12 protein-coding genes are annotated in these 12,833 nt (G+C 37.5%); 6 read left to right on the forward strand and 6 right to left on the reverse strand.

All coding sequences use genetic code 11. The features are described 5' to 3' along the window. Positions 1–6: 6 nt before the first annotated feature. Entirely contained in the window at positions 7–1,122 is a 1,116-nt protein-coding gene (locus ACNSTQ_RS05760; RefSeq protein ID WP_418198893.1) for a fasciclin domain-containing protein, read from the reverse strand. Between the two features lie 263 nt (positions 1,123–1,385). Here ACNSTQ_RS05760 and ACNSTQ_RS05765 point away from each other — a divergent pair, with 263 nt between their 5' ends. Then, positions 1,386–2,411 (forward strand): TAXI family TRAP transporter solute-binding subunit, encoded by a 1,026-nt coding sequence (locus tag ACNSTQ_RS05765; RefSeq protein ID WP_418198894.1) that lies wholly within the window; start codon positions 1,386–1,388, stop codon positions 2,409–2,411. A 74-nt stretch (positions 2,412–2,485) separates the two neighbouring features. On the opposite strand, the gene nfsA is transcribed toward ACNSTQ_RS05765, so the two are convergent. The 3 genes from nfsA to ACNSTQ_RS05780 all read right to left on the reverse strand — a co-directional run bounded on the left by nfsA (position 2,486) and on the right by ACNSTQ_RS05780 (position 6,024). Further along, positions 2,486–3,232, reverse strand: coding sequence for an oxygen-insensitive NADPH nitroreductase (gene nfsA / locus ACNSTQ_RS05770; protein ID WP_418198895.1), 747 nt, complete (start codon positions 3,230–3,232; stop codon positions 2,486–2,488). Positions 3,233–3,311: 79 nt separating this feature from the next. Next, on the reverse strand, positions 3,312–4,223 hold the full coding sequence (locus ACNSTQ_RS05775; protein ID WP_418198896.1) for a DMT family transporter: 912 nt from the start codon (positions 4,221–4,223) through the stop codon (positions 3,312–3,314). A gap of 34 nt (positions 4,224–4,257) precedes the next feature. Then, positions 4,258–6,024 carry a B12-binding domain-containing radical SAM protein gene (locus ACNSTQ_RS05780; RefSeq protein ID WP_418198897.1) on the reverse strand — a complete coding sequence of 589 codons (1,767 nt, stop codon included), beginning with the start codon at positions 6,022–6,024 and terminating at the stop codon, positions 4,258–4,260. 201 nt (positions 6,025–6,225) lie between these two features. Here ACNSTQ_RS05780 and ACNSTQ_RS05785 point away from each other — a divergent pair, with 201 nt between their 5' ends. After that, positions 6,226–6,867, forward strand: coding sequence for a hypothetical protein (locus tag ACNSTQ_RS05785; protein WP_418198898.1), 642 nt, complete (start codon positions 6,226–6,228; stop codon positions 6,865–6,867). Between the two features lie 389 nt (positions 6,868–7,256). On the opposite strand, the gene ACNSTQ_RS05790 is transcribed toward ACNSTQ_RS05785, so the two are convergent. Both ACNSTQ_RS05790 and ACNSTQ_RS05795 read right to left on the reverse strand, forming a co-directional pair. Next, on the reverse strand, positions 7,257–7,748 hold the full coding sequence (locus ACNSTQ_RS05790; protein WP_418198899.1) for an AbrB family transcriptional regulator: 492 nt from the start codon (positions 7,746–7,748) through the stop codon (positions 7,257–7,259). Next, positions 7,726–8,334: an AbrB family transcriptional regulator gene (locus ACNSTQ_RS05795; RefSeq protein ID WP_418198900.1), complete on the reverse strand. Its 609-nt coding sequence runs from the start codon at positions 8,332–8,334 to the stop codon at positions 7,726–7,728. Before ACNSTQ_RS05795 ends, ACNSTQ_RS05790 begins: the two co-directional genes overlap by 23 nt. A gap of 287 nt (positions 8,335–8,621) precedes the next feature. Here ACNSTQ_RS05795 and ACNSTQ_RS05800 point away from each other — a divergent pair, with 287 nt between their 5' ends. From ACNSTQ_RS05800 to ACNSTQ_RS05815, 4 genes are all read left to right on the forward strand, one after another. Further along, positions 8,622–9,644: an ABC transporter substrate-binding protein gene (locus ACNSTQ_RS05800; protein WP_418198901.1), complete on the forward strand. Its 1,023-nt coding sequence runs from the start codon at positions 8,622–8,624 to the stop codon at positions 9,642–9,644. Positions 9,645–9,977: 333 nt separating this feature from the next. Beyond that, the gene (locus tag ACNSTQ_RS05805) at positions 9,978–10,973 is read left to right on the forward strand and encodes an ABC transporter permease (RefSeq protein WP_418198902.1); all 996 of its coding nucleotides are present in this window, start codon (positions 9,978–9,980) and stop codon (positions 10,971–10,973) included. Further along, positions 10,960–11,754 (forward strand): ABC transporter ATP-binding protein, encoded by a 795-nt coding sequence (locus ACNSTQ_RS05810; protein ID WP_418198903.1) that lies wholly within the window; start codon positions 10,960–10,962, stop codon positions 11,752–11,754. The genes ACNSTQ_RS05805 and ACNSTQ_RS05810 overlap by 14 nt, the downstream gene beginning before the upstream one ends. Positions 11,755–11,885: 131 nt before the next feature. After that, a complete protein-coding gene (locus ACNSTQ_RS05815; protein WP_418198904.1) occupies positions 11,886–12,791 on the forward strand; it encodes a fumarylacetoacetate hydrolase family protein in 906 nt (301 codons plus the stop codon). Positions 12,792–12,833 lie beyond the last annotated feature (42 nt).

The following is a 12,833-nucleotide window of genomic DNA, read 5'->3' on the forward strand; positions in this document are numbered from 1 at the left end:
TTGTGATTAGACTCTAGCAATCTTTTCTTTTCTGATAAAGAATAATGCAACTGCACCAGCAAGGACTGCTAATACAATATAGATAAGTACAGAATTATTACTCGTTTGTGGAATAGCAGGAGATGCATCTCCTGCTTCTGCAGTACCTTCATTAGTACCATTATCAGTATCTCCACCTGGCAGTAACACAGCATCAATAACATGAATCACACCGTTTGAAGCCTCAACATCAGCAGTCACTACATTTGCATCATTTACTTGTACAGGGTTTAATGTAATTTTAACTTTTTCGCCGTTTAATGTAGTTGCTTCCATACCATCTACTAGATCAGTAGACATTACTTTGCCTTCAACAACATGATATAAAAGAATATCTGCAAGATCTTCGTTAGCTAGTAAGTCCTCAGCCGTTACACCTAACTCATCTAATAAAGCAGCAAACGCCTCGTCAGTAGGAGCGAATACCGTTAATGGACCTTCGCCTTTAAGAGCATCCACTAATCCAGCCGCTTGTGCAGCAGCTAATAAAGTTTCAAAGCCACCAGCAGCTGTTGCTGTTTCAACAATGTCAACTAAACTATTGTCTTCTTCAGTAGCTTCCTCTTCAGTTCCTTCTTCTTCGCCTTGTTCCGGAATTAACACAGCATCAATAACATGAATAACACCGTTTGAAGCTTCAACGTCAGGAGTTACAACATTTACTCCATTTACTTGTACAGGATTTAATGTAATGGTAACTTTTTCGCCGTTTAATGTAGTTGCCTCCATACCATCTACTAGATCAGTAGACATTACTTTGCCTTCAACAACATGATATAAAAGAATATCTGCAAGGTCTTCACGAGCTAGTAATTCCTCAGCCGTTACACCTAACTCATCCAATAAAGCAGCAAAAGCCTCGTCAGTAGGAGCGAACACCGTGAATGGGCCATCACCTTTAAGTGCATCTACTAAATCAGCAGCTTGAACCGCGGCTACTAGCGTGTTGAAATCATCTGCAGCTATGGCTGTATCAACAATATCATCACCTTCATGATTGTCAGCTAGTACCCCCATACCCATCGACATTGACATAAGTAACATAAAAACCAGTGACATGACAAAAACCTTTGATTTGTGCATTGTACATCCTCCTAATTTTCAGTTGTATAACTTCTACATAATGAATGTATAACAAATTTATAATATGGTAAAGTGATATGCTACCATTTCTGAAAATTGAGACTATGGACTCATTTCTGTTAAGCACTCCGTACCTATAAATAAGTTATGAAAAGTCGTACTAATACCTACATTCAATTTCATATTGTTACTAAGAGGAGTTGTTCAAGCTAAGTAAAAGAACCAGCCTTTGTTTAACAAGAAATAGAATAGGAGAGAAAACTATGAAAACTTGGACTATCATCGTACTACTTATATTCACTCACATACTTTTCTTATCTGGGTGTACGAATAGTGAGGAAGTAAAGAAAGAGAAAACGGAGACAGCTATCGAGAAAATCGATAGTACTGCGGAAACGAATATGCCGGAAATTGTAATCTTGGTTGAAGAACAGATGAATTATTCTGCAGTTGGAGAGGTTCTTGCAGATGATATCATTAATCCAAATGTAGAGAATGTAGATGCCACTTCACTTTCTTCCACAAGTTCTGTTGCTACGATCTATGATATTGTAGATGGTCATGCAGACTTAGCCGTAATTAGAAATGATCTTGCCTACTTTGCGAGTCATGGTTTTTATTTGTTTGAAGGAGATGTACCAATAACGGGGTTCCATGGTTTAGCGACGTTATATCCTGAAGTTATACACATTGTCGTTCGACCTGAAAGTGGAATTCAAACAGTGGATGATCTTGTTGGTAAGCGGGTAGCAGTTGGAAATAGAGATTCTGTTCTTGAAGTAAATGCTAAGCAAATTTTAAACATACATGGAATTACTTACGAGGATTTTGAAGAAAAGTACATGGATCGTACTGAAATAGCAGAAGAACTTCAAAGTGGGAAAATCGATGCAGCGTTTATTTCAGCAGGATTAGAAATGGGTGAAGGTAAGGTGTTAAAAGAACTGAGTGATGATGTAGACTTCATTTCTGTCAATGAAGAAAAAATTCAAGAATTACAAGCAAAGTATCCATACTATGTTTCGTATACCATTTCAAAAGACTGGTATGAAACAACTTCTGATGTAACGACATTAGCTATTAAAGCTATGCTAATTGTAAATTCAAGTGTCGATGAGGACTTAGTATATGAAATGACGAGAGCGATGTTTGAAAACCTCGAACAATTTAACAATGATCGACTAGGGTTACAAATTACATTAGACGGAGCTTTAGATGGAATGCCACTGGATGTACACCTAGGAGCAGAACGTTATTTTAATGAACAACAACTTATAAAAAAGGACTAAAAGCATTTTGCAGCAACGCTATAGAAATGGAGAAGAGGTTGAACTAGAGTTCAACCTCTTTTCTGTATAATCACTTACTTTATATTTTTACAAGTAAACCCTTGTTGTTTCAGCATTTTTGCAATGTTGTCATAGTAAGGTTTACTATAAAAAGAAGCTACTCGTGAAGACCAATTGGAAGACATTTTCCCGTTTGTTCGTTCTTTCGTATATTGTTCCATTTGTTGATCATATGTATCTAAAATGCCTTTAAGGTTAGGGTTATAGGTTTCCTCATGATATACTGCTTCTTTTGGAAAACGTGGCTTTTGACCAGGATCTTCTGCAGCATAGCCAATACATAAACCTGAAATCGGTATGACGTACTTCGGAAGATTTAATAATTTAATAACTTCTAAAGAATGACGACGAACCCCACCAATGGGAACACAGCCTAATCCGAGTGACTCAGCAGCTGCGATGGCATTCCCCATTGCTAGACCAACATCTGTTGCACCAACTAATAATGAGTCAACTTCCTCTTCAATTGCTAGAGATGTCCCTTCTTTTTCAGCCGCTAATGAAGCACGATAAAAATCAGCACAAAAGATAAAAAAGACAGGAGCCTCATCTACATATTTTTGATTACCAACGAGTTCGGTCAATTTCTTTTTGGTATGGTCATCTTTGACAGAGACGATCGAGACTTGCTGGCCGTTAATCCATGAGGGAGCGGCTTGAGCTGCTTCAACTATCGTTATTAAGTGATCTTCACTTACAGGTTCATTTGTATAACTACGGATCGATCTATGATTTTTTAGGGTTTCAATAACTGGATTCACTTTTTGTTTCCCTCCATTCTATTTTGCAATAAGCATAAGACTTTTAAGGTGGAAAATCAATGACCGCAACTTATGTAGATTAAGCAGATTGTTTTACTTTTCTTTTCCTTAAAAAATTAGTTAAAGACATATTCTGTACAATGATTACTGAAAAAATGACGAACAAAACTCCAATATATTGCCATAATGTTAAGATTTCACTATAAAATAACATACCGATAAATGCTGCAACAACAGGCTCTAGTGTGGCAATAATCGATGCTTTACCTGCTTCAACTTGCTTAAGCCCATTTGTATAAAAAATAAAAGCTAACACGGTTGGAAATAATCCTAAGCTACCCGCGTAAATCCACAGCTTTACATCATTTAATTGACCAATCCAAGTCCACACTTGACTGATAGGTAATGTAAATAAGGTTGCAAATAAAAAGGTGTATATGGTTACCGTCATAGGATGATACTTTCTTAAGGCAAACTTACCAAATATGCTGTACAAGCCGTAAAACAATCCAGAACCAAGACCTGCAATGATCCCTACAGTTGTCATTGTCATTGAACCATTTGGAAGGAGCTCAACAACAAGAATACATCCAAAAAGAGTCAAGATTAAAGACAGGATTTTCCGTACAGTTAGCAGTTCCTTAAATAAAAGCCGGGATAAAATCAGGACAAAAGCAGGAGCGGTATAGAGCAAAATGGCGGCAACGGAAATGGATGTTTCTTGAATGGCGACAAAGAAGCACCAATTAAAAAAAACGATACTTATAATTCCTGTACCAATAAAAAGTGGACTATCTTTCAATTGTACTCGAAGCCATTGACGATTGACGAAAAAAGTATAGATCAGTAGAAAAATAACCGCACAACTGACACGTAGTGTTACAACTTGGAGTGGAGTTAGACCGAGACTATAAAGTTCTTGAACGAATAATCCAATCGTACCCCAAAGTGCAGCCCCCGCAGCAATTGATAAGTAAGCCCAACGTTTCAAATTTCTTCCTCTCCTTTATTAGAAAAAAAACGCCTTAAGATAAGGCGCCTTGTTCTAGTTTGTTTAGTTCACAAGTGTAATGAGTAGTTTTCAATTCTTTTGGGTTAAAGTAAGCGATAATTAACTGTTTGTTTTCGATCACTTCTTTTGTTTGTAAATAATAGTCGAGATCAAAAGCAATCACTTCAATCATTGTATGCTTATGAAGATCCTTTTCTGACAATTTCAACGAACTAAATTGTTCAGAAACGGTATCTGGTTCGTTTGCCATCGACTTTAAATAATGAGATTGTTGTTCCTTAGTTAACGAGAAATTCCACCATGTTGTTCTCGGTTTATGTTTATGACGTACAAAATAATCATAAACCATTAAACCGTGAATGACCTTAAGATTTTTTGTCTCTCTTGCTTGTAAAAATTCATATAAACGGCGGAATAAATCTTCAAGCTGATGACCAATCTTAGACCAGCCTTGCTTGTCCCAATAATCTCCAAACTGTTGGAAAAAGTCAAAAGCAGAATCAAATTCTTTAGTAACTAGATATTCGATCGTTTCATCCATACGATGGTCATTCCAATATTTTTCTAATACATCTTCCACTCGCTTAATACGAACGATGTCATTGAAAGGAAGGATTTTGTTTCCTAGTATTTCATATGGAGCATGATCCATATATACATAGTTATGATCTTCTGCTCTCAGACGTAATCCTGTTCCTCGTAACATTTTTAAGAAACCTAGTTGAAGTTCTTCAGGACGCAGGGCAAACACATCATTAAATGTCTTTTTAAAAGAGTCATAATTTTCATCAGGTAATCCAGCAATTAAGTCAAGGTGTTGATCAATTTTTCCGCCTTCTTTGACGAGGGTTACCGTTCTAGAGAGTTTTTCAAAATTTTGCTTTCGTTTAACGAGTTCATTCGTTGCGTCATTTGTTGATTGAACACCAATTTCAAATCGGAAAATACCAGCCGGGGCGTTCTCGTTTAGAAACTCGAGAACTTCTGGACGCATGATATCAGCGGTTATTTCAAACTGAAACACACATCCTTCATGGTTATCAATGAGAAATTGAAAAATCTCAAGCGCATAATCCCGCTTAATATTAAAGGTTCGATCCACAAACTTAATTAACTTCGCACCACTCTTGATTAAGAACAGTAAATCCGATTTGACTCTCTCAATATCAAAATAACGAACGCCTACTTCAATAGAAGATAAACAAAATTGACAACTGAAAGGACAGCCGCGACTCGTCTCAAAATAGGTTACGCGTTTTGAAAGAGCAGGTAAATCTTCTTGAAAACGGTACGGGGAAGGAATTGCATTTAAGTCCGGCTTTGCACTTGGCGGGTTAACAATCTCTTTACCGTCTTTACGATAAGCAAGGCCAAACACCATATGAAATTTCTCTTCACCATTTAGTTCATCTAAAAGAAGTTTAAACGTTTCTTCCCCTTCGCCAACTACGATAAAGTCAGCATGAGGAATTCGCTCAAGCCAATAAGCTGTATCATAGGACACTTCAGGACCACCTAGGACAATCTTAACGTCTGGCATAATTTTTTTTAGCATCTCAACGACTTTAATGGTTTCTTCGATATTCCAAATATAGCAACTAAACCCGATCACGTCAGGTTTTCTTTGATAAAGATCTGTAACGATATTCATGACGGGATCTTTTATTGTAAATTCAACCATTTCAACCGGATATTCAGGCTCAGCATAAGCTTTCAGACAGCGAAGCGCTAGACATGTGTGGATATACTTCGCATTTAATGTTGTAAGAACGACATTCATTTGTTTTACCTCTATTCTATATATCAAATAATATGGAAGAGCATCGTGCACTCAAGTTTTAGCATGTGATAATAACAAGATCCACAATTAATGGGAAAAATATAGCTCTCATGCTCATTGTTTTACTTATGAGGAGTATTTTATACGTTAAGTATGATACCATATTTTCTATGGATAATTATATAGATAGGATTTGATATTATGGTGTTTTTATTTCCATCTTGGCTTTTCATAGTTTTAGGTGTTTTTCTAGTAGCCATCCTTTGTGGTCTTTTTTCTTTTTTTGTATCGAAATGGTTGAAAAAGAAAGAGGTAAAAGATAAAAGATTTGAGAATATCGCCGCCTTTGTAATTGTTATTATCGTTATCGCAAGTGCTTGGTTTGTCAAAGAAAACATGTTTGTAACCGCGTTTGAAGGAAGTATGATTGTAACAGAAGAAAAGGAAGTAGAAGTGAATTACTCCAGTGCAGAATTTCTTGCGTTTAGTGATTTTATCATTATTGACTATCTTTTCACTCAAATGAACTATGGGGAAGAATTTGAAATAGGTAATGATGAAGACGGAAATGTACGTGTCGCTGTAGTGATAAATGATCACAAACCACTTTTGCAGTATATGAAGACATACGAAGACGAAGACTTTCAAAGGTTTGCGAAGCACTATTTTCCTTTTGACCTTTATTTTGAACGTGAACATGCCAGTATTATAAATGACATCATACAGCAACAAGATCAAAATAATTCGTGTGAACAATTATTGCCTAGCCTAGAACAGGAATTACAAAAAAAGGAAGAACAATATTTTGAATACGAAGTAGCATGTACGATAGAACGAGGGTGACATTAGTCATCCTCGTTTATTTATTATGAGGAGTATACAGCAACCAACAATCGATGGGAATTGGTGAGCGTTAGAGAAAAAATATAGGAGGAAGCGTGAACGGAAAGCGTGGAATAGTGAGCGGTAGAGGAAAAAGTTAGGAGACATCGTGTACGAAAAGCACTGAATGGTGAGCGCAAGAGGGAGAAACTAACTACGAGAAAGTGTCAACCAAAAGCCAAGAATGGTGTACACAAGAAGAAAAAACTAGGAGAAAGCACCAACAACCAAAAGCCCGGTTGGTGCACGAACAAGTTAGAGCTTTGATTTGTGAGGCAGATTTCGTCCTAGCTCAGCATCACTGAAGAAATTTTTATGGATTAGTTACAGTGTACAAAACATATATAATATTAGCGAATGAACAAGTAGTAAATGAGAAAAGGCATGACACTTACAATGAGCATGAGACGAAAAAGGTGGAGAGTGACAACCGTTGGGACTGAGACTGGATATTTCTCAGCAAGGACAATCATTTCAGTCATTCCAGCTGGAGCCGAACTACATACTGCTGTTAATGTATCAAATTTAAGAAATTTTTTTAGGAAGAGTGCTAATAATAGAGCACCGCTTATTTGCAATAAAGGTAGCAGGAGAGCGTGCAACCAAACGGTAGAGAGAATAGAAAACGTTTCCTGGCTAAAAGTAAGTCCAATGCTTCCTCCTAGCAGCATTTGAATCATTCGTTTAGCTTTCATAGGTAATGGAGGAAGCGTATTTGTTTTCATTTGTACGATTGCGATTATTAATAAGGAACCTAATAAGGGACCTAAAGGAAACGACGTCATGAAACCAAGCCAGCCACCTATTATTGCTAGCATACTAGTGATGACCCAACGTTTCATAAGGCGATCCTCCTTTTTGTATTTCTTTACGATGCAGGTATTCGAGCAATATTGGAAAAATCGTCATCACACTCAGAACTCTAATGAGATGAAGCATAATAACTACTGGAGCATGTAATGAGAGTGTTTTGGCGATTGTTGCCATTTCTATCATTCCACCTGGAGCCGCTGATAATATAGCAACACCTTGTTCAAAGGGTGATAGTGTCGCAATTAGTAGTCCACTACCGATCGTAATAAGAAATACACTAAATGTAACAGCTACTAGACTGGTCGCTAATTGACGTAACTGATATACCGATAGTTTCGTAAATGTTAATCCTACCATCAATCCAAGTGTCACTTGTAGAACAAAAGCCATGGGAACGGTCGTTTCTAATGTTAATAACTGAAACGTTTTAGCTATTCCTACAGCAAACATCGCCCCTATTATCGTGCCAACAGGAAGCCGTAATTTTTGTCCGATTGTACCACCGATAATTGATAAAACAATAAAAAGTATGAACTGCAATACATCCATTCGTAATCGATCCTTTTCAACCGTGTTATCTTTTCCTACTGTATTGAAATGAAAAGTGATTTGCAAGAACAACTTGTTGATGTTGCGAAGTGGAGGCAAAAGGAAGCCATTAACTGATACAAGATCATAGTGATTTGGGTTAAACAAAGCTATTCTGAAAAACAGTATAAACAATAGATATATATAATATTCGCAGATAAAAAAGAGAAAAAATACTGTTTGTTGGATCTTTTAATACGTATTCGCACAAACGCTTTAAACCGATAAAAAAAGTTGTTTACAATTCATTGATAAATATACTATGATAATACATAACTATTAGAAAATTATAAAAATTATAGGGGGAAACAAAGATGAAAAAGTGGATGAAATTAGTCGGGACTGCGGCTGTTGGTTTAATGGCGCTAACTGCATGTGGTCAGCAAAGTAGTGCACCAGCTGAACCAGAGGAAAACAACGCTGGAGAAGAAGCACCCGCAGAAGAGGAAGTAACATTTAAAATTGGTGCTACTCAAATCGTAGAGCATCCATCACTAGATGCAGCCTATGAAGGCTTCCAAAAAGCGCTAGAAGATGCTGGGCTTTCCGTATCCTATGATTTCCAAAGTGCACAAGGTGATCAAAATAACGTTCATACAATTGCAAATAACTTTGTTGCAAATAATGTAGATTTAATCTTTACAAACTCAACAGTTAGTACATTAGGTGCATTAAATGCTACTAACGAAATTCCTATCGTATTTGCTTCTGTTTCAGATCCAGTTTCAGCAGGATTAGTAACTGCACTAGACGAGCCTGGTGAAAACATTACAGGTGTTATCGATTTACACCCTGAATTTACAGAAAAGACTGTACAATTTATTGAAGAAAATTTTGAAGGGGCAACAGTAGGTATCATCATTGATTCTGGTGAACAAAACTCAATCGCACAATTAGAATCAGTAAAAGCAGCTATGGAAGGTACGAGCCTCACTTTAGTAGAGCGAAGTGTTGATTCTTCAGCAGTAGTAGCTGAGGCAGCACGTTCTTTAGCTGATCGTGTAGATGTATTCTTAATGACGACAGATAATACAGTCGTTCAAGGTCTAGGTGCTTTAGTAGGAGTAGCAAATGATTACGATATTCCGTTAATTGTTGGGGACCCAGAATCATTAGAAGGCGGCGGATTTGCAACGTATGGAGTTGATTTCTTCTCTATCGGTTACCGTGCAGGTGAGATGGCTGTACAAATTCTAAATGGGGAAAAAGTGCCTTCAGAAATTAACGTAGAAATTCCACCAGAGCTTACACTGCTTATCAATAAACAAGCTGCAGAAGAACAAGGTGTTGAGTGGAACGATCAATGGGATGAAATTGCTGAAGTAATTAATAATTAATAAAAAAATAGAAATAGTGTGTGTTCAAAAAGGAAGACAAAAAGATCCGAGAAGTTCGAGGAAGCGCGGTCTCCAAGCACTGGAGCGTATGGTGTTAATACGTGAAGAGCGGAAGAGAAAGCTGACGAGCTGCCACAGGATGTGGTGACTTCGACGTTCCCACAGGACGTGGGGCTCTTAGTCGAAGATCTTCTATCGACAGATATTTCCCCCAGACTTTTTGAACAACCTCTTATAAGGGCGGGACTGGCTCAAGACGAAATCTGCTATAGATTAGCTTGAGTCAGTCACGTTACTAGAGAAGATATTATAGTTAGAGAGGAAGAGGTCACCATGTTTATCTCAATTTTTGGCTCAATTGAATCTGGAATCATTTATGCACTTATGGCACTAGGGGTCTACCTCACCTTTCGCATCCTTGATTTCCCCGACCTGACTGTAGACGGGAGCTTTGTGACAGGAGCAGCAGTTGCTGCGATGATGATTATCAATGGGTATTCTCCAATCATTGCAACAGTAGTCGCTGTTATAGCAGGGTTTATTGCTGGTTGTGTCACAGGGATTCTTCATACGAAAGGAAAAATTAATCCGTTGCTGTCCGGTATTTTAATGATGATCGCTCTTTATTCCATTAATTTAAGAATTATGGGGCGACCGAATTTACCATTGTTAAATGAAACGACACTTGTCAAACAGCTAACTGCATTTTGGCAAAATCTCGGATTTGACCAGTTTTTTAATGGCATTATAACGTTTTTAGGCGTACCACAGCTTCCACGTACATGGGCAGTTGTATTCTTTGCCCTTATCGTTACATTAACAGTAAAAGTATTATTGGACCTATTCTTAAAGACAGAAGTTGGTTTAGCACTTAGAGCAACAGGTGATAACAAACGAATGATTCGCAGTTTCTCAGCCAATACCGACTATTTAATCATTTTAGGTTTAGGTATTTCAAATGGTCTAGTTGCTTTATCTGGAGCTTTAATTGCCCAATATGGCGGCTTTGCCGATGTTGGAATGGGTATTGGGATGATTATTATAGGACTTGCATCCGTAATTATAGGTGAAGCTTTATTCGGAACGAAGACGATTGCTCGGACAACGTTAGCGGTCATAGGTGGAGCCATCATCTATCGAATCGTATTAACACTAGCATTAAGAGTCGAGTTCTTAGAGACGGGAGATATGAAATTAATTACGGCCGTTATTGTAGTTGCGGCACTCGTTACCCCGAAAATACTCGCTGCTCGAAAAGAAAAACGGCGACGCTTAAAGAAGCGAGCCGAACTTTCACAGATAGGGGGGAATGGAAATGTTGCATCTTAATAACATTAGCATTACCTTTAACGAAGGTACGCTGGATGAAAAAAAAGCTTTACAAAATATTAATCTAGAATTAAATTCAGGAGACTTTATTACGGTTATCGGCAGTAATGGAGCTGGAAAGTCAACTTTAATGAATACGATTTCTGGAACACTATCCCCAGATGTTGGTGACGTTGTTATTGACGGTAAAGCTGTTACACATCTACCTGAATACAAACGTTCTACATTAATTGGCCGTGTCTTCCAAGACCCTATGGCAGGAACGGCGCCGACGATGACTATACAAGAAAATTTAGCAATGGCCTATTCACGTAATAAAAAAAGAACGCTTCGATTTGGTGTAACGAAAAAAAGAAAAGACATGTTTCGGGAGTATTTAGCAACGTTAAATTTAGGCTTAGAAGATCGCTTTACAGCAAAGGTAGGATTGTTGTCTGGTGGAGAGCGCCAAGCATTGTCTCTTTTAATGGCTACGTTTACTGAACCGAAAATCCTCTTGTTAGATGAACACACCGCTGCACTTGATCCTTCAAGAGCTGAACTTATTACCCGTCTGACAGGGGAGATTGTTCGTAATTTTAATCTAACTACTTTAATGGTTACCCATAATATGCAGCAAGCTTTAGATTTAGGGAATCGACTCATTATGATGGATAAAGGACAAATTATCTTTGATGTGCAAGGAGAAGATAAACAAAATTTAACGATTGAAAAGCTGTTAAATGAGTTTCAACGTATACGTGGAGAGCAAATGGCAAGCGATAGAGCTGTTCTCGGATAAGTGCATGATGTATTAATTTAGATTTCATTCTTAGGGAGCGCAGACACTTTGGGGTCGGCTCTCTTTTTATATGGTAAGTGTAAGGCCTAATGATTAAGAGCTATAAACTATTTATAAGGTAGGTGTGTACGGTGAGGTTTGTTACATTCGAATATAAAGGGGAACAAAGGATAGGCATGCTAAATGAGGATCAAACGAGAGTGATTGATCTTGAAAAAGTCTTTAATGAAAAAGGAAATAATGTCAACATTCCAAGTTCGTTACTAGAAGCGATTGACCAAGGAGAAACTTTTATTCATGAAGTTACAGTAAGTATGGATTGGCTTGAAGCAAGAAACATCGAGAACTACTCTTTCTTCTTAAATGAACCTGAACTAAAGTTATTAGCCCCAATACCGAGACCAAGAAAAAATATATTTTGCGTCGGTAAAAATTATGCAGCGCATGCGATCGAAATGGGAAGTGTTGCTGATATCCCAGAACATTTATTAATGTTTACGAAAGCCCCAACTACTGTGATTGGTACAGAAGAAACAGTCCTCAATCATGCACATATAACGAGTCAATTGGATTATGAAGGAGAAATTGCCATCATCATTGGAAAGAAAGGTACTGCTATAAAAGAAGAAGAAGCGTTTGATTACATATTTGGTTATACACTTCTTAACGATATTACTGCAAGAGATCTTCAAAAGAAGCATAAACAATTCTTTTTGGGAAAAAGTTTAGATACGACGTGTCCTATGGGTCCATGGATCACTCACACTAGTTTAGTAAAGGACAGTGTGCTAGAAATAGAAACAAAAGTAAATGGAGAATTGAGACAAAAAGGAAGTATAGAACAGATGATATTCTCTATTCCGACAATTCTTTCGGTTATTTCCCAAGGAATGACGTTGGAGCCTGGTGATATTATTGCAACTGGTACTCCATCAGGGGTAGGAAGTGGATTTAAGCCACCTAAGTATTTGAAGTCTGGTGATCAAATTGAAGTTCGAGTGGATGAATTAGGTGTCTTAAAAAATACAATTCAATGACGGTAAAACAAAAAGGCTAAGTCCAGATGTCAGACCCCTACC

Source organism: Alkalihalobacterium sp. APHAB7, from assembly GCF_048323755.1.
GTDB lineage: Bacteria > Bacillota > Bacilli > Bacillales > Bacillaceae_F > Alkalihalobacterium.